This is a genomic window from Lysinibacillus xylanilyticus (assembly GCF_001183605.1).
Classification (GTDB): domain Bacteria; phylum Bacillota; class Bacilli; order Bacillales_A; family Planococcaceae; genus Lysinibacillus; species Lysinibacillus xylanilyticus.
On record NZ_LFXJ01000005.1, the window covers coordinates 144,479 to 161,545 of the forward strand.

General features: G+C 33.4%; 13 protein-coding genes and 2 pseudogenes. 10 read left to right on the top strand and 5 right to left on the bottom strand.

Translation table 11 applies throughout. The features are described 5' to 3' along the window. The first annotated feature begins 116 nt into the window (after nucleotides 1-116). Nucleotides 117-2,012, top strand: coding sequence for an LTA synthase family protein (locus ACZ11_RS03775; RefSeq protein WP_049663927.1), 1,896 nt, complete (start codon nucleotides 117-119; stop codon nucleotides 2,010-2,012). Nucleotides 2,013-2,363: 351 nt separating this feature from the next. Here ACZ11_RS03775 and ACZ11_RS03780 read toward each other — a convergent pair whose 3' ends face one another. Then, nucleotides 2,364-2,543: a DUF2759 domain-containing protein gene (locus ACZ11_RS03780; protein ID WP_049663929.1), complete on the bottom strand. Its 180-nt coding sequence runs from the start codon at nucleotides 2,541-2,543 to the stop codon at nucleotides 2,364-2,366. 168 nt (nucleotides 2,544-2,711) lie between these two features. On the opposite strand from ACZ11_RS03780, the gene ACZ11_RS03785 reads away from it, so the two are divergent. Beyond that, nucleotides 2,712-3,356 carry an MBL fold metallo-hydrolase gene (locus ACZ11_RS03785; protein ID WP_049663931.1) on the top strand — a complete coding sequence of 215 codons (645 nt, stop codon included), beginning with the start codon at nucleotides 2,712-2,714 and terminating at the stop codon, nucleotides 3,354-3,356. A gap of 314 nt (nucleotides 3,357-3,670) precedes the next feature. Here ACZ11_RS03785 and ACZ11_RS03790 read toward each other — a convergent pair whose 3' ends face one another. Together ACZ11_RS03790 and ACZ11_RS03795 are read right to left on the bottom strand one after the other, a co-directional pair. Further along, the gene (locus ACZ11_RS03790; protein ID WP_024361272.1) at nucleotides 3,671-3,913 is read right to left on the bottom strand and encodes a DUF2626 family protein; all 243 of its coding nucleotides are present in this window, start codon (nucleotides 3,911-3,913) and stop codon (nucleotides 3,671-3,673) included. 120 nt (nucleotides 3,914-4,033) lie between these two features. Further along, complete coding sequence (locus tag ACZ11_RS03795) at nucleotides 4,034-4,744, bottom strand: helix-turn-helix transcriptional regulator (protein WP_049663934.1); 711 nt, start codon at nucleotides 4,742-4,744, stop codon at nucleotides 4,034-4,036. Between the two features lie 1,286 nt (nucleotides 4,745-6,030). Between ACZ11_RS03795 and ACZ11_RS03800 the strand changes: the two genes are divergently transcribed. Together ACZ11_RS03800 and ACZ11_RS03805 are read left to right on the top strand one after the other, a co-directional pair. Beyond that, nucleotides 6,031-6,711, top strand: coding sequence for a response regulator transcription factor (locus ACZ11_RS03800; protein WP_049663935.1), 681 nt, complete (start codon nucleotides 6,031-6,033; stop codon nucleotides 6,709-6,711). Beyond that, nucleotides 6,708-8,546, top strand: a complete 1,839-nt coding sequence (locus ACZ11_RS03805) for a sensor histidine kinase (protein ID WP_049663936.1) — start codon at nucleotides 6,708-6,710, stop codon at nucleotides 8,544-8,546. The genes ACZ11_RS03800 and ACZ11_RS03805 overlap by 4 nt, the downstream gene beginning before the upstream one ends. A gap of 78 nt (nucleotides 8,547-8,624) precedes the next feature. Here ACZ11_RS03805 and ACZ11_RS03810 read toward each other — a convergent pair whose 3' ends face one another. Beyond that, on the bottom strand, nucleotides 8,625-9,335 hold the full coding sequence (locus tag ACZ11_RS03810) for an N-acetylmuramoyl-L-alanine amidase family protein (RefSeq protein ID WP_082172657.1): 711 nt from the start codon (nucleotides 9,333-9,335) through the stop codon (nucleotides 8,625-8,627). 202 nt (nucleotides 9,336-9,537) lie between these two features. Here ACZ11_RS03810 and ACZ11_RS03815 point away from each other — a divergent pair, with 202 nt between their 5' ends. From ACZ11_RS03815 to ACZ11_RS03830, 4 genes and pseudogenes are all read left to right on the top strand, one after another. Next, complete coding sequence (locus tag ACZ11_RS03815) at nucleotides 9,538-10,371, top strand: polysaccharide deacetylase family protein (RefSeq protein WP_049663938.1); 834 nt, start codon at nucleotides 9,538-9,540, stop codon at nucleotides 10,369-10,371. A 1,053-nt stretch (nucleotides 10,372-11,424) separates the two neighbouring features. Then, nucleotides 11,425-11,755 (top strand): annotated as a pseudogene (locus ACZ11_RS25550) (ABC transporter permease); the annotation flags it as partial. 185 nt (nucleotides 11,756-11,940) lie between these two features. Continuing rightward, nucleotides 11,941-12,672 carry an ABC transporter ATP-binding protein gene (locus tag ACZ11_RS03825; protein ID WP_049663939.1) on the top strand — a complete coding sequence of 244 codons (732 nt, stop codon included), beginning with the start codon at nucleotides 11,941-11,943 and terminating at the stop codon, nucleotides 12,670-12,672. Between the two features lie 373 nt (nucleotides 12,673-13,045). Next, complete coding sequence (locus ACZ11_RS03830; protein WP_049663941.1) at nucleotides 13,046-14,506, top strand: IS1182 family transposase; 1,461 nt, start codon at nucleotides 13,046-13,048, stop codon at nucleotides 14,504-14,506. 404 nt (nucleotides 14,507-14,910) lie between these two features. On the opposite strand, the gene ACZ11_RS24660 is transcribed toward ACZ11_RS03830, so the two are convergent. Then, on the bottom strand, nucleotides 14,911-15,843 hold the full coding sequence (locus ACZ11_RS24660) for a hypothetical protein (protein ID WP_053093188.1): 933 nt from the start codon (nucleotides 15,841-15,843) through the stop codon (nucleotides 14,911-14,913). A gap of 547 nt (nucleotides 15,844-16,390) precedes the next feature. Here ACZ11_RS24660 and ACZ11_RS03845 point away from each other — a divergent pair. Both ACZ11_RS03845 and ACZ11_RS26870 read left to right on the top strand, forming a co-directional pair. Then, on the top strand, nucleotides 16,391-16,726 hold the full coding sequence (locus tag ACZ11_RS03845) for an ATPase, T2SS/T4P/T4SS family (protein ID WP_049663943.1): 336 nt from the start codon (nucleotides 16,391-16,393) through the stop codon (nucleotides 16,724-16,726). A 163-nt stretch (nucleotides 16,727-16,889) separates the two neighbouring features. Beyond that, nucleotides 16,890-17,063 (top strand): annotated as a pseudogene (locus ACZ11_RS26870) (GNAT family N-acetyltransferase); the annotation flags it as partial. Nucleotides 17,064-17,067 lie beyond the last annotated feature (4 nt).

Genomic DNA, 17,067 nt, shown 5'->3' on the forward strand with positions numbered 1-17,067 from the left:
TTCCATAAATATATCTATTGATTATCTGTAAAAAATGGATTAAGATATATTTTGTTTCAGTAACAAATTGTTAAAAATTATTATTTTTTTGTAAGAAAGTAGGGAGGATGTTAGGGATGAAATCAATAAAGTGGCCTAAACATTCATTTATGATACTAGCAATCGTAGCAACTTGGATAAAAACGGTCATTGTTTATCACACAAGCTTTGAGATGAAAATCGAAAATGCGATGCAACAATTTATTTTGTTTATTAATCCATTAAGTTTCGTGCTATTTGCTTATGGTATATCGTTATTCTTTAAATCGCCAAAAGTTAAAAATCGTTATATTATAACTATCAGTGTTATTTTGTCGATTGTATTATACGGGAATGTCGCGTTCTATCGTTTCTACAACGACTTTATTACGTTACCGGTATTATTCCAAACAAGTAACTTTGGTGATTTAGGAACTTCAGTAGCAGCGATTGTTAGCCCTTGGGATTTATTATATTTCGTTGACGTACTTATTCTAATTTTAGCTAATAAATATGTGCCTAAAATGAAAGATGCAGTAAAAGTAAACGTGGAATTCCGTCGCGCGTACTTCGTATTAGCGATTGCTGTGTCGTTCTTAAACTTAGGATTAGCTGAAACAGAGCGTCCACAATTGTTAACGCGTAGCTTTGACCGTGAATTACTTGTGAAAAACATAGGTACTTATAACTATCATTTGTATGACATTTATATTCAATCAAAATCTTCTGCTCAACGTGCATTAGCGGATGGCAGTGAATTAGTAGAAGTGAACAACTATATTCGTTCTAATCAAGCAGCAATCAACCCTGAAATGTTTGGTAAATACAAGGGGCGTAATTTGATTGTTGTATCAATGGAGTCTTTACAGAACTTTGTGATTAATAACCAAATGGATGGTCATGAAATTACACCATTCTTAAACTCTTTATCAAAAGATAAAGATACGTATTATTTCAGTAACTTCTATCACCAAACTGGATTAGGGAAAACTTCTGACTCAGAATTTATTTTAGAAAACTCATTGTTCGGCTTAGGTCGTGGTGCGGTATTCTTCACACATGGTGGAAATACGTATAACTCAATGGCTGAACGTCTTGGTGATAATGGCTACTTTACAAATGTCATGCACCCGAATAATAAATCATTCTGGAATCGTGACATGATGTATCAATCATTACACATTAATAAATTCTATGATATAGATTCATATAAGATTGGCGAAGGGCAAGCTGTTAACTGGGGTATGAAAGATGTCCCATTCGTAGAGCAATCTGCAGCATTAATGAAAGATATGCCACAGCCGTTCTATTCTCGACTAATTACTTTAACGAACCACTATCCATTCACATTGGATCCAGATGATATAATGATTCCTGAATATACTTCAAACTCAGGTACATTAAATCGTTATTTCCAAACAGTTCGATATATGGATGAAGCCCTTAAAGACTTCTTCCAAAGTTTAAAAGATCAAGGTGTATATGATAACTCTATTATTGTAATGTATGGTGACCATTACGGTATTTCAGAAAACCATAACAAAGCGATGGCTCAATATTTAGGAAAAGATGGCATTACACCATTTGATAATGCATTGCTACAAGAAGTACCTTTATTTATCCATATCCCTGGCTCAGGTGATGGTAAAGAAATGACAGAGATTTCTGGGCAAATGGATATACGTCCAACAATTCTACACCTTCTTGGCGTTGAAACTTCAAAAGATATGCAACTTGGTGCAGACCTATTCTCACCAGAGCATGAAGACTTCGTTATTTTCCGCGATGGTCGTTTTGTAACAGATAAATATGTATATGCTGGTGAAGCTTGCTATGACAAAGCAACTGGCGAAGAAATTGATGGTGAGCCATGTCAGTCATATGCTGATCGAGCTACGAAAGAACTTGAAAATTCAGATGCCATCATTAACGGTGATTTACTCCGCTTCTATGACCAAAAGACAGGTAACTTGAAGCAAGGGGCTGCCAAGTAACAAAAAGAGAGATCTCATTTAATGAGATCTCTTTTTTGCTATAAATCAAATGTTGGGGTAGGGCACAATGTTCAATCTTCATTTGTCAGAAGTGATGAGGTACACAATTTTTGATGACGAACATAAATGATAAGAAACTCCTTTTGCACATAAATAGGGGAATGGAAAAATTTTTATGTATAATATCGAATTGATATTTAATGTTCATGTAGCCAAATAAACAGTTTGAAGGAAAGTGTTATTATCGTTAAAGGAAGGGCTGAGGCATTGTTTGTGGTGCTCAATAAAATATAAAAACAATAGAAAAAGAGCAACCTCGTAATGGAGGCTGCTCTTTTTTCTGTCTGAATTTTAGTGTAATTTTGGTGGGTATCCGCTATTAATAACAGTCATAATTACGAACCAACCGAATACTGCAGCACTTAATAAGTTGAAAACAACGCTTAAAAGGTTCTTTTCTTTAATTGCTTGGAATGTACCAACTACAGCTAAAATTGCAACAAGACCAAAAATAACCATTAATAAGTTCATTAAAAATTGACACTCCTTTCGACATCAGAAAATGAATGTCGTAAACAATATTCCTCCTTAATTGTAAACGTTCTACCTGTTTTTGTCGAGAACTGAAATAGATTAAATTATGAACATTTATCGTCAAATTGTGGCAAAGGCTGTATAATTGAAATAGAGGTGATAACAATGATAAACGTACGAAGTTATTCGCTTGGACCTGTCCAAACGAATTGTTATATCGTATCGAATAAAAATAAGGAATGCTTAATATTTGATCCAGGAGAAGAAGCAGATCGAATCATCAAGGCTATACGTAGTAACAATTTAAAGCCATTAGCCATTTTTTTAACACATGCACATTTCGACCATATCGGTGCCGTAGATGCTGTCCGCAAGGCTTTTGATGTTCCGTTATGGATTCATGAAAAAGAAGTGAGTTGGCTAGGAGATCCAACAAAAAATGGCTCTAATAAATACGCAGCATTACCAGATTATATTGTTGATGCACCAGCTGATGAAAATATTATTAAAAAAGAACAGCTATTTGAAATAAGCGATTTTTATTTTAAAGCTATTTTTACGCCAGGACATTCACCAGGTAGTATTTCATATATATTTGAAAATGATGGCTTTGCTATTGTTGGAGATACACTATTTGAACAAGGTGTAGGTCGTACTGATTTAATTGGAGGCTCGACAAAAACATTACTTACATCCATTCATGATAAGTTATTGACACTACCTGAGGATACTATTATCTACCCTGGTCATGGGAATTATACAACGGTCGGTGCAGAAATGGAGACAAATCCTTTTTTGAATGGATTTTAATGTTAGCTGATAGTTAAAAATCTCATCATCAAAGCGTGGGTTGATTTCCGTTCCGGCTGGGCGCTTTACTGAGGGCGTCCGATGAGCCGCTTCACTCGCGTTGCTCGCTCCAACTGTAAGTTGAATTTTTAACTTCATAAAGTACAAAAATCCCCCTTGCAAATCGTTGTTTAGATAAAATAAACCAAAATCTAACCATATCATTGCAAAAGGGGATTTTTTCTATTCCTTGATAATCGATCATGCATCTGGTGAATAAACTTACATAAAAAACGCATGTCTCACTTTCAGTGAGACACGCGTTTTTCTTTGTATTAATGACCGCCACCAGGTACGTGAATGAATGTAGTATAGTACGTGAAGCCAGCAAAGAACACAGTTAAATATGCTCCGAAAATGTACATGTACATACGTTCTGAAAGGTTTAAGAAGCCTAATAATAAGAATAAACCTGTATTACCTACGAATAATAGCGATACTTCGTTCATACCACCAAGGTAGAACATGACTGCAAAAATACCTGTCCAGAATGCCATAACTTTATACATATTATCCATGAAGATTTCCCCTCCTTTTGCCCACGACACAATAATCTCTTACTCATTATAAATGATATGAAAGGTATCTGTAAACTGGAACTTCTTCTTCTTTGTGACAAAGAATTGGATATTTAAAAATTAACTATCAATTTCTGTCACGTTTATTTCATACTTACATAAATCGCAATTATGTATCATGCTATCAATTTGTACAAATTCATTGCTGGAATATAACGCATCTACCTGTCCTTTTAAATAGGATTCATGTAGAGAACAAACAATTTCTGAATGAGTAGTAAGCTGCTCCTGGAATGGACAATTAAAAATGGAGAAAGTCACACTTTTACCATGCTCTGTTTGTTGTACTTGCGGAATATAGCCAATTAATGCTGCATTGTCAGTTAAAAGCTGAAGTTTTTGTTCGAAGGAAAGGGTATTATTTAATTGTAACTCAGCATTTACATGATTCTTTATTTGTTGGTAGCCATCTTGGTAGCTAATGTCCTTGCATTTTTCTAATGCAGATGGTCCGAACTCTTTAATTAATTGGATTGTCCATTTTAATAGTCGATCTTCATCACGTCTTGGGAACGATAATGATACACCTTTATCTGAGGCCTTATAAACACGCCCAGGTCTACCACCTTTCCCAGTTTTGGCGAAATCAGCCGTAATTATATTAATTTCTGTCAGTTTTGTTAAATGTAGACGCGCAACATTTGGGTGGATACCGAATCTATCAGCGATATTTTGGACCGTTACAGTTTTCTTCTCTTGCAGTATGTACTCATAAATAGAATATCTAGTTTCATCAGCCAATGTACTAGTAATTTTTAATGGATTGATCATTTGCTTCACCTCTATGTATTTTTTGAATAGTAACTCTTTTACCAAGTGTAGGAAAAAAATCATGTTAATTCTATTATATTGCATTATTGAAAAAGATACAGTTCCTTTAGACATAAATATTAACTTTTTCATAAGATTATGTTCGTATTTAGTGGAATTTTGCATGTTAACCACACTTTTATAGCAAAAAACATGTTTGATAGGATATTTTATAACAAATTTTTATTTTAAGAAAAGGGCTTTTCTCGTGATAGTTTCCTATCTATACTAGGAAATAACGAATAGAGCGGTCATATTCGAATGAACCAGAAGAGGGGGGCGAATATGCAAAATTTTGAAACGGTTGTTGAGCAACAGGCGATTTTGATGATTTAAAGTTTATAATTTTCTCAGCGGGGGTCAGTCATGAGTAACAAGAAAAATTAGCCGAGAAAGTCTTAAATCACTTAGCTTTGGTAATTATAGTTTATCCAGAAGCTGCAGATGTACTCTAGCTTTTGTAATAGCTACTTTATTAATTTTGGGGAGCAACTGTACTTTAAAGGTTGATTGTATCCTTTAAAAACTTCTCCGTTAGTATTTCTCGATTTTTATTTTTATATTTTCTTTGCTAATTGCTACGCTTTCTGTTTAAGAAACATTCTTAATAGAATCCTTGACTATTTGTTGAAACATCGTATCATCAACTTTTACATCTTTCGGGAAACTTACTGAAGCAAACTATTATTTTATCTCGTAATTTAGATAATAAATTTGATTCTGGTAAATTTGTATCATTCCCCCGTTTTTCGAAACGTCTATTACTGCCACTTCCGGCTCTCCATTACACCCAACTAACAAAATTGAATTAAATACAATTCCTGAAATTATAGCTACTTTTTTAACATCTCTAATTCCCCCTTTCAAAAATAAATTACATATTCTACAACAATTTTCCACATCTACTGAACATCAATATATTGGGCATCTATTCAGTAGAGAAAAAGCTGCCACCAGCAAAGTACAGGCAGAAGCTTCAACAAGTTGACTAGTTTTTTTACAAGCACTTCACTAAGGGTGCATTTTATTTCTCGCCAGATTTTTATTAGATACCCAGAAAATGATGAATTATTTGCAGAGATTTTACCTGATGTGAAGATTAAATAAAGATATAGCAATGTCGTTGATTCTACTTGCTTACTCGCTTAATATGGACATGTAAAGTTCATCAATAAATAGATTAAATGTTACTTACATTTAATCTTGGTTAGAATGAACTTAGAACATTAAATAAGCAGGGGATAAAAATGATTAGTCCAATATTGATTATAGAAGATGAGGATATTTTACGAGAAATTCTTAAAGATTATTTTCTGAATGCAGGTTATTCGGTATTAGAAGCTAAAGATGGTGAAGAGGCACTAAAGGTATTTCAAGAAAATGAGCTTAGTTTAATAATATTAGATATTATGCTACCTAAATTGGATGGGTGGACTATTTGCCGACGAATTAGAAAGACTTCAAATATCCCGATTATTATGTTGACTGCTCGTACAGATGAAGATGATACATTATTAGGTTTTGAATTAGGAGCCGATGATTATGTAACAAAACCTTACAATCCACTAGTTTTATTAGCACGAGCCAAAAGATTATTACATCAGCGGGAACAGAAAAATGATGTAGTAGGTGATTTTTTAGAAAGCGGTGGCATCAAAATTCATATTCCGTCTAGGACTGTACAAATAAATAATGAAGAGAGTTCTTTAACGCATACAGAATATGAAATGCTACTGTATTTAATGGAAAATAAAGGGATAGTCATAACTAGAGATCAGCTTATAACAAAAGTATGGGGTTATGAACATATTGGAGATGACCGAACGATTAATAGTCACATGCGAAACTTGCGAAACAAATTAGGTGACCATTCCACATGTATAAAAACGATTGTTCGAACAGGCTATAAATTCGAGGATATACGATGAAAAGAGGAATTGTATTTAAGTTGTTTTTATTAACAACTATGCTTTGTGTACTTATTTTGGCTACCATTTTTGTAGGACAAACAATATTCTTCAAACAATTTTATATGAATAAAAAAGTAGAAGATTTAAAATCCAATTTAACTGTATTTGAAAAAGAGTATCGAAAAAATAGTAACGACATTGCAAAAATTCAGCAGCTAGAAAGAGATTTTGCAGGAGGAAATAATGCTTGGATTACAATATTGGATCAGTATGGTCATTTAAAGCATGAGGATGATTTCTACATTGAAATCCAATTAAATGAGTATTATCAAACACAACTTGGTATGAAAACAACTAAAGTTCCTTTATACATGATTGATGATGATGATAATTCGGTCCAGTTGTCGGAATCATTATTGAAGAATAGTCAAGTATTTGTAATGGGAATCTTGAAAGATTCGCAAATAACTCCAGTCGAAATAATGATAGAACCAGCTGAAATAAATATTGAAAATGAAAGGGTGTATAGTAGAGATCAAAATATGTCTTTTACTTTCAGAAACAAAATGCTCTATAAAAAAATAGGAATAACTAGGGAAAATTTCAAAGAAATATATATATCAAATAAACATGATTTGGTTAATCTAGGAGGGGAAATTATTAATATTCAACTTCCACAAAGTAATGATTTATCCAACGTCATTTATTCTAATTCATTATTTTTAGAGCAAATTAAAGATTTTCAAAATAAGCTATTATTAGATGAACTAGATTTTCCTAATTCCACTACAGCACTACTTAATTATGAACAAAATGATATTAAATACAAGATTTTAATAACGAAATCAGATGAAACGAATTCATATATATTTTCAATGACTTCACTACAGCCAGTTGATGAAGCTGTGCAAATGATTGAAGAATATTATATTTACATTGTTGTTTTTGTTTCTTTATTAATATTATTGGTATCTTATTACTATTCAATAAAAATTGCAAAGCCATTATTAAGGATTAATCGCACAACGGAGAAAATAGCGAATTTGGATTTTTCTGAGACAATTGCTGTTCAATCAAATGATGAGATTGGAGACTTATCGAGGAATATCAACCTACTCTCGAACGGGTTGAGTATGTATATTGAGCAGCTACAGCAAGACATTGAAAAGGAAAAAAAGCTAGAAAATACGAGGAAAGAGTTTATTTCTGGTGTATCACATGAATTAAAAACACCTTTAAGTATTATGAAGAGCTGTATAACGATATTGAGAGGGAATGTCGCAAAACACAAGAAAGAGTATTATTTCGATGCATTAGAAAAAGAAGTAGATAAGATGGATTTATTGATTATCGATATGCTTGAATTAGCAAAGTATGAATCGGGTACGTATAAAATGCAAATGGATTCTTTTTATATCGATTCACTATTAGAAGAGATTTGTCAAAAACTAATGCCAGAAATACAGCAAAAACAATTGCTTGTTGAGACCCATCTATCACAGATTGAAGTAGTAGCCAACCAACGCCGTATCGAACAGGTACTTACGAACTTTTTGACGAATGCTATTCGATATTCACCTTCGCAAGAAAGAATAATTTTGGCGATAGAGGTGAAAGGAGAACTGGTGAAAATAAGTGTGGAGAATAAAGGTGCACATATTGAAAAAGAACATCTAGAGAAAATTTGGGAGCGCTTTTATCGGATTGATGCTTCTAGAAAAAGGTCAGACGGTGGTACTGGTTTAGGACTGGCAATTTCGAAAAATATATTAATGCTACATGGAGTAGAATACGGTGTTTGCAATACAAAGAATGGCGTACAGTTTTATTTTTATCTACCAATTAAAAAGTGAAAAACAGCTCATACAAACGGTTTTATAAACCATTCGTATGAGCTGTTTTTTATGGAGCTACATAATTTCATAATGATTTTATTTTGCAAAGAATTCAATAATCCCATCTACGATAGATATAGCAGTTTTGCTTTGAAAATCTTTAGAAACCATTCGGATTTCATCTTCTTTATTTGACGTAAAGCCCAGTTCTAGTAATACTGCAGGAGCAGAATTGTTCTTTAACACATAAAAATCACTGTCTTTTACACCACGATTTTTGGCATCAATACTTTGCTTAAAGATAGATGCTAGCAGGATTTTAGCTAAATTTTCACCCTTGTTTTGATGTGAACTGTAATGAACAGTTATTCCGTTAACACTAGGATCGTGAAAAGCGTCGTGATGAATACTAATAAACAAATCAGCTGAAGCATCATCGGCAATTTGAATTCTTTTTTGTAAAGCTTCTAGTTGATTACGCCCTAAATCTATATCTTTATCGCGTGTTAGGATGACTGTTGCGGCTGTTCTTTTTTCAAGCTCCTGCTTAATATTTTGCGCTACTGTAAGATTCACCGCTTTTTCTTTTGTTCCATAGGTTAAACCAGTTGTGCCATTATCAACGCCGCCATGGCCAGGATCAATTACAATTTTTTTTCCTTCTAATAAATCAAGGGTATTACTTTCTACTATAGTATTGTCAATTTCAATTATCTCAGCACGATTACCTTGAGTTACATACAATAGATAAACAATACTAGCACAAATAATAGATACTAAAAGATACTTCCAACTATTTTTCTTCATCTCTTTCATACTCCAAACTATTAAATTCGTTGCTTAACGTGAACCAATAGTAAGATACCTAAATCAAGATAAAATGAAGAAAAGATAAATATGAAGTAAAACTAATAGAGTTAGTACTTCTTTAATTTAACTCGACACAATCTGCATTTTATCTTTATATTGTTCAATTAAACTAGCTTTTGAGAAGGAGAGGTTGAACAATATGAAAACAAAAGCATCACGAAAAACTATCACGATAAGTTGGTTAATAATAATAGGAATAGTTCTAACTACTATTCTAATGTTCTATATGAGAGAGAAATTCGAAGCACCATCTGTCAAAATAATTGCAACGGAACAAAGTAAACAAATAGCACCAAAGGAACAAAGTGAAGTCATAAAAGAGGAGCCCGAAATAGAGAAAAAACTATCGATTAGACCCTTAGGAAAAGTTGTATATCTAACATTTGATGATGGTCCTAGTCAATTGACGGGGCAATTTTTAGATGTTTTAAAAGAACATGATGTAAAAGCAACTTTTTTTATGCAAGGGGCTAATTTACAGAATAAGAATTTTCAAGACAATGTAAGACGAGCTACTTCTGAAGGGCATTATGTAGGAGCACATAGCATGACACATAATAGTAAACGTTTATACACAGACGGTAAGTTTGTAGAAGAAATGAATGAAACAATTGCTATAATTCATGATATTACAGGTGAAAACCCTAAATTAGTTAGAGCTCCATATGGTTCAGTACCAGGCTTAGATAATGAACAACTTCGCAATCAAATTGCAAAAGCGAATATTAAAATATGGGATTGGACAGTTGATTCTTTAGACTGGAAATTGAAAAATAACCCGTATCAAATTGTAGAAAATATAAAAAATGGAACTTCAAGAGATATAGAAGTTGTTCTCATGCATGAAGTACGTCAAACACTTCAAGTACTTCCAAACATTATTTCTTTTTATAAGGAAAGAGGGTATAAGTTTGGGGTTTATAATGACCTTCTTCATTTCCCTTTAAATTTCCACAACGATGAACGATTGTGAAAAATATAGGTGGATGTATTTTGTAAATCAATAAAATTGAGTATACGAGAGGACGTGTCTAACTCTAAACGGTAGTTTCGCTTTTTCACTCGGATACAACTGTCAATCTACTTACTAGAGAATAATGGCATGTTATTGAACCACTTAAGGGCAATTCATAAAAGCGACTTCGCATTCTAAGTTGCAATTAGATGAATTCGGTATTGTACAGGATACATCTTTTTGATTTCTGGGAGATTTCATTCCGAATTCACCTAATCTTGATTTTATCTGTACATTGTTCTGCAATAATTATTTATGTAGTACAAATAAATGAAAAGAGGGATTAAGATGAGTAAAAAGAATTTATTCATTGTACTTGGTATTTCAACAGCATTTTTAGTAGGCGGTGTGGGTATACCTTCGCTAAAAAAATTCAGAAAGAAGAGTCAGTAAAACCCGTACAAATAGTCAACGCAAAAACGGATGATACAACAAAATAAGAAAGTAAAGAGCTACCAACTCAATTTAGTTTTACTGATGAGGTTTTGTTTACAAAGAATGGTCAGCCGAATTACTTTGCTAATGTATTCTTAAATAATCAGGACCTATTTTCTTTATTAAATATGAATACAATAGAATTAAAACAAGAATTGGCAACTGGTAAATAGGGTTGTAGAATTTGCATCATCTAAGAATATATCTACACAAGGAGTGATTGAGATTATTGCGGATGCACAAAAAGAGGTGCAGCTTAAAGGAGGAGAAACAGAAAAAACGATTGAAGAATATTATAAAAGTATCGAATTTTTATAGACTTAGTAAGAAAACAGATTATACAAATGGTTTTGTTAACCCTTCGTATAATCTGTTCTTTACATGAACTCATTTCTGGAAAGAATTCAAAAGTATGTGTGCTTCAGAGCGCTCCGTAAATATTTATTTATGAAGAAAAATTGGGTAATACTTGACTCCATACAACCTCCTGAATAACTCCATATAACCTCCTGAATAACTTCATACAAACTCCAGATAGCATATTTAGAATAACAACTGTCAAGGAGGTTAGGAAAAATGAATTTTATAAAACACGCAATTCTCAGCATGAAAAAAAGAATAGGAACATCACATCATTAATATTGATGGCCGTTTTCTTGATTGTTACAAATTTGGTGCTGGGAGGATTCGCAATTCACAATGCATCACAAAAAGCTGCTGATTCAGCAAGAAAAAAACTGGGTGCAGATGTTACTTTAGGTCTTGATTTTGATAAATTAGGAAAGCAGCAAGGGAAACTGGCGAAATGCCTATTGTGCCAGATCTCAACATAAAAGAAGCAGAGCAGTTAGCGAAGTCCCAGTATGTAAAAGACTATAATTATATTACCAGTACTTTGGGAATTTCTACTCTACAAAATGAAACAGAGGATCTAATTGATAAAATTGATGTAAGTGTAACAGGTGAGGATTTAGGAAAAATGGGGGGAATTGGACTAGGTATTGCTATATTAGCAACTCTTCTTCCGGCATTATCTATTCTACGGTTAAATCCAAAACAAATCCTTTTAATAAATGAATAAGGAGGCTCGATATGGAGACGATTTTACAATTTAAAAACTTAGAATATTATTATGAAAGTAATGGAAAAAAAGTAACGATATTAGATAATGTTAATTTTTCTTTTCAAAAAGGGCTTTTTTACACGATTTTAGGGCCATCTGGATCTGGTAAAACTACAACTCTTAGCTTAGGTTGTGGGCTGGATTTACCTAAGCAGGGTCATGTACTTTATAATGGCAAGGATATTCGAAAAATTGGTTTGGTTCGATACCGTAATCAGTATGTATCCGCGATTTTCCAAGCTTATAATTTGATTACCTATATGACTGCTCTTCAGAATGTACTAACAGCAATGGAAATTACAGGTGTGAAGGTACAAAATAAAAAAGCAAGAGCATTAGAATTATTAGAGAAGGTAGGACTCACAGAAGTAGAAGCAAAACGCAACGTCTTGCAACTAAGTGGTGGGCAACAACAACGTGTAGCAATTGCTCGATCACTATCTTGCAATGTAGATTTACTTATTGCTGACGAACCAACCGGAAACCTTGATGGAGAAACAGCAAAAGAGATTATTGAATTGTTTCAGGCGCTAGCCCATCAAGAGAATAAATGTGTAATTGTTGTTACGCATTCACAAGAAGTTGCAAAACAATCGGATCGAGCAGTTTACTTAAGCAATAAGAAATTAGAAGTAAAAGATAGAAATAATCCTCCTAAAAAAAAATCGAAAAATATTAAATGCAACCCTATTAAAAGATAACATTTAAGTGACCCTGAAAAGTTAGAATCGGTTATTTAATATAAAGTTTGCTCAAAAAGAGTCCGGTATTACAGAGGGCACTGAAAAAGTCCATATCTTCTTACATTGCGAGGTATTCAACGATTAAATCGTTGAATACCTCGCTTTTTCATTTGGCACTGTGACTCTACTGTTGTTTTCCGAAGCATTCCGCTCGCTTTCCGCGGGCGAGCGCCGAGCCTCCTCCTACGCTTCGCTTCGTGCGGGGTCTCGTCTGTCTCGCTTTCCCGCAGGAGTCAAGCGATGCTTCTCCAAACAACGCAATGTATCACACTATTATTTTAGTCTCGCTTTCCTTTATAATGAAAGAATTAATGTGCAGGTGGTGCCCCCGATGATTTCAAATCAAGAAACCCTTAATTTAAGTCCATATATGGCGATCTACGATATTGTTGTACCAAAAGATAATATACTTCGCCAAATCAATGAACTTGTTGATTTTTCATTCATTTTAGAAGAGTTAAAAACAAAATATTGTTTAGACAATGGACGTAATGCCATTCCTCCAATTCGCATGTTTAAGTACTTATTATTAAAAGCGATTTATGATGTATCAGACGTCGATCTTGTAGAGCGTTCAAAGTACGATATGTCATTCAAATATTTCTTGGATATGGCGCCAGAAGATCCAGTCATTGATTCAAGTTCGCTTACAAAATTTCGTCGGCTTCGTCTCCAAGACGTAAGCTTATTAGACATGCTCATTGGGAAAACAGTTGAGATCGCATTGGAGAAAAAAATCATCAACAGTCAAACGATTATTGTGGATGCCACACATACAAAAGCACGTTACAACCAAAAAACACCTAAAGAATTTTTACAAGAGAAATCAAAACACGCTCGAAAAGCTGTCTACAAAATTGACGAATCGATGAAAGACAAATTCCCCGCAAAGACCACTTCTAACGAAGTAAAGGATGAATTAGCTTACTGTAAGGAAGTTATTTCAGTCATTGAAAAGGAACCACAAATTGCACAAATGCCAGCTGTCAAGGAAAAGCTGAATGTTTTAAAAGAAGTCGCAGAAGATTTTCAAGAACATCTAAATTACTCTTCTGATGCGGATGCGCGAAAAGGGCATAAGACGTCGGAATCTTCTTTCTTCGAGTACAAGACACATATCGCGTTGAGTGATGAAAGTATTATTACAGCGGCTGTCATTACAACAGGTGAAAAAAACGATGGGAAATATCTTCAAGAGTTAATTGAAAAAAGCACACAAGCAGGTATGAAAATTAATACAGTTATTGGAGACGCAGCTTACTCTGAAAAGGCAAACATCGAATATACTAAAGAAGAGAAAATCGCACTTGTGGCAAAGTTGAACCCTATTCTTACACAAGGACCACGAAAAGAAGAAGACAAGTTTGAGTTTAATAAAGATGCTGGAATGTTTGTTTGTAAGGCCGGTCATCTCGCGACAAGAAAAGCACGTACTGGTAAAAAAGGAACGAGTATGAGTCAAAGTCAGACATATTATTTTGATATTGAAAAATGTAAAGTATGTCCAATGAGAGAGGACTGTTATAAAGAAGGCGCAAAAAGTAAAACGTATTCTGTCACAATTAAGTCGGATGCACATGCCGAACAAGAGGCATTTCAAAATACGGAAGCTTTTAAGCAATTAGCCGCAAATCGCTACAAAGTAGAAGCGAAGAATAGTGAATTAAAAAACGGACACGGGTACGATACGGCATCGACTGCGGGTCTATTTGGCATGAAAATTCAAGGTGCTACAACGATATTCGCCGTCAATTTGAAACGGATATTAAAGCTACTAAACGAAAATGAATAAGGAATAGAGACAGAAATAAGGCACTTCCTGTTCAAAACTGAACAAGAAGTGCCTTATTTTTATCTGAAAAAGGTTCGTTTTTATGAAAACGTAAGTTTTTCAGTGCCCTCGTATTACACGGACTCTTTCTGTTGATTTGAAATAAAGACGTGCAGTTTAGAAAAAAGACGTACTGTTTCATATTTATCAAGACTTAAATTGTAAAAGTCATAAAATATAAAGGGTGATACATATTAGTCATATATAATATGTATCACCCTATTATTTCTTGCTCAGAAATCTCGCCCGATTGGTATATTCTTGTGAAAAATTTTACTTAAACTAACGCCGCAGGTTAGTTAAGAAAATCATGAAATTATAAGAGGAAAGAACCATCGTTTTATTACTGATTGGTTATTTTATTTCTACCATGGAGTTTCAGTTTTATGCTCGATGACATGTATTACTTTTGGTTCGATATTTTTTAACATTTGCTCGTATTGTTTACTATCGACATTATTTTCACCCTTAAATTGTCCATCAGTCTGTGTTTTTGCAATGACATTAATTACTTGTTGTTTAGTAACGTTTTTAGAAGCTGCAATCTCCACTACAGATTTTCCTGTTGCTAATTCTTGTTTTAATTCTTGTGCGTTTATTTTTAATATTGACAATAAATTTTCATCGTTCAAATAAAAGTCTGCAGTATAATCAGGTTTACCATTTAAAGAAAATAAACCTTCGACTTTAATATTTGAAGGTGTAGGTTTACCTTCTAATACTTTTTGGATTTCTTCAGGGGTTGGTTCTTTCATAGAATTTACAGTTTCTACCGACTCATTTATCCATGGAGTTTCAGTTTTATGCTCGATGACACTTATTGCTATTGGTTCAATATTTTTCAACATTTGCTCATATTGTTTACTATCGACATGATTTTCACCCTTAAATTGTACATCAGTCTGTGTTTTTGTAATAACACTAATTACTTGTTGTTTAGTAACGTTTTTAGAAGCTGCAATCTCCACTACAGATTTTCCTGTTGCCAATTCTTGTTTTAATTCTTGTGCGTTTATTTTTAATAAAGACAATAAATTTTCATCGTTCAAATAAAAGTCTGCAGTATAATCAGGTTTACCATTTAAAGAAAATAAACCTTCGACTTTAATATTTGAAGGTGTAGGTTTACCTTCTAATACTTTTTGGATTTCTTCAGGGGTTGGTTCTTTCATAGAATTTACAGTTTCTACTGGCTCATTTATTTCTTTTTTTTGAGTAGCATAGGCACTGCCAGCTCCTACTAATAATGCTGCTGACATTCCAAGTGCAGTGAATAATTTTGTCTTTGGATATAACATTTTAAAACCTCTTTTCATTGTTTTATTGGGTGTTACAAGTACTAATATAAACGCAGCATGTAAAGATGAAGTGAAGATGAGATAAAGTTGAAATCAAACTTTATTCTTCCATTAATCGGTGCTTCAATTATAAGAAGCTGAAATGCTTCTTTTTTGAAAACCAAAACTTTGCGACAAATTGTCTTATCTCTTATCGGTTTTAATCAGGCTGGAGCAGAACTAGAAGTGATGTTTGAGGTGATAGAATGAGGAGAAGGGATATCCATAGAGAGAAATTTGTTTTTGGTAGGGATTAAATCTCCCTAAAAAATAAAATCATTCCCTCGAACAAAACTATTAAAAGATGATATTCCATAAGATTATGTTCATATTTAGTGGGATTTTGCATGTTATCCACATTTTTATAGCAAAAAACAAGTTTGCCAGGAAATTTTATAGCAAATTTTTATTTTAAGAAAAGGGCTTTTCTCGTAATAGTTTCCTATATATACTAGGAAATAACGAATAGAGCGGTCATATTCGAATGAACCAGAAGAGGGGTGCGAATATGCAAAATTTTGAAACGGTTGTTGAGAAAAAATGTGAGCAACTTTTACTAAAAGCCTACCATTTCGGTGCATCAGATTTATTATTAGTTCCAGAAAGTGTACGATATCGTATTTATTTTCGAAAATATGACAAGCTGCTCCAAGCTGGTGAATTACCGAACGAGCTTGCAGAGCGAATGATTTCCTTTTATAAATTTTTAGCGGCATTAGATATTAGCGAGCGACGCAAACCCCAAAGCGGCTCCTTCCAGAAAGCTATGGAACAAGATCAATATGCCTTTCGTGTCTCGACACTTCCCTCAGTATTTTTTAAAGAAAGCCTAATTATCCTGTGATGTTAAGTATATCTTTGCCGCGCTGGCAAGGATATACTTAATTTTATTTTAGGCAAGATTATACTTAAAAAGTAAGCCTTTATGCTTTATTTTATTTAGGAAGTTTTATGGTTGAATATTCACGTTTAGGATTAGTTCAACATTCTTGGACAAAAAGATTTGTACATTACTAGATAAAGTAAAAGCACAATCAAGTGGGAGATTAACATTATACACATTTAAAGTAAATGAAAATGCACAACGATTTTATGAAAAACAAGGATTTAAAATCATAGGTAGAGGACATGAAAATGAAGAAAACTTAGCTGATATTCAATACAAAAGGATATCCAAATAAATGA

Bases quoted from the DNA above. Each gene is read 5' to 3' on its own strand.
- ACZ11_RS03830 (WP_049663941.1), top strand. From the start codon at position 13,046: ATGATTTCAAATCAAGAAACCCTTAATTTAAGTCCATATATGGCGATC.
- ACZ11_RS03845 (WP_049663943.1), top strand. From the start codon at position 16,391: ATGCAAAATTTTGAAACGGTTGTTGAGAAAAAATGTGAGCAACTTTTA.
- ACZ11_RS03825 (WP_049663939.1), top strand. From the start codon at position 11,941: ATGGAGACGATTTTACAATTTAAAAACTTAGAATATTATTATGAAAGT.
- ACZ11_RS03800 (WP_049663935.1), top strand. From the start codon at position 6,031: ATGATTAGTCCAATATTGATTATAGAAGATGAGGATATTTTACGAGAA.
- ACZ11_RS03790 (WP_024361272.1), bottom strand. From the start codon at position 3,913: ATGGATAATATGTATAAAGTTATGGCATTCTGGACAGGTATTTTTGCA.
- ACZ11_RS03810 (WP_082172657.1), bottom strand. From the start codon at position 9,335: ATGAAGAAAAATAGTTGGAAGTATCTTTTAGTATCTATTATTTGTGCT.
- ACZ11_RS24660 (WP_053093188.1), bottom strand. From the start codon at position 15,843: ATGTTATATCCAAAGACAAAATTATTCACTGCACTTGGAATGTCAGCA.
- ACZ11_RS03805 (WP_049663936.1), top strand. From the start codon at position 6,708: ATGAAAAGAGGAATTGTATTTAAGTTGTTTTTATTAACAACTATGCTT.
- ACZ11_RS03775 (WP_049663927.1), top strand. From the start codon at position 117: ATGAAATCAATAAAGTGGCCTAAACATTCATTTATGATACTAGCAATC.
- ACZ11_RS03795 (WP_049663934.1), bottom strand. From the start codon at position 4,744: ATGATCAATCCATTAAAAATTACTAGTACATTGGCTGATGAAACTAGA.
- ACZ11_RS03785 (WP_049663931.1), top strand. From the start codon at position 2,712: ATGATAAACGTACGAAGTTATTCGCTTGGACCTGTCCAAACGAATTGT.
- ACZ11_RS03815 (WP_049663938.1), top strand. From the start codon at position 9,538: ATGAAAACAAAAGCATCACGAAAAACTATCACGATAAGTTGGTTAATA.
- ACZ11_RS03780 (WP_049663929.1), bottom strand. From the start codon at position 2,543: ATGAACTTATTAATGGTTATTTTTGGTCTTGTTGCAATTTTAGCTGTA.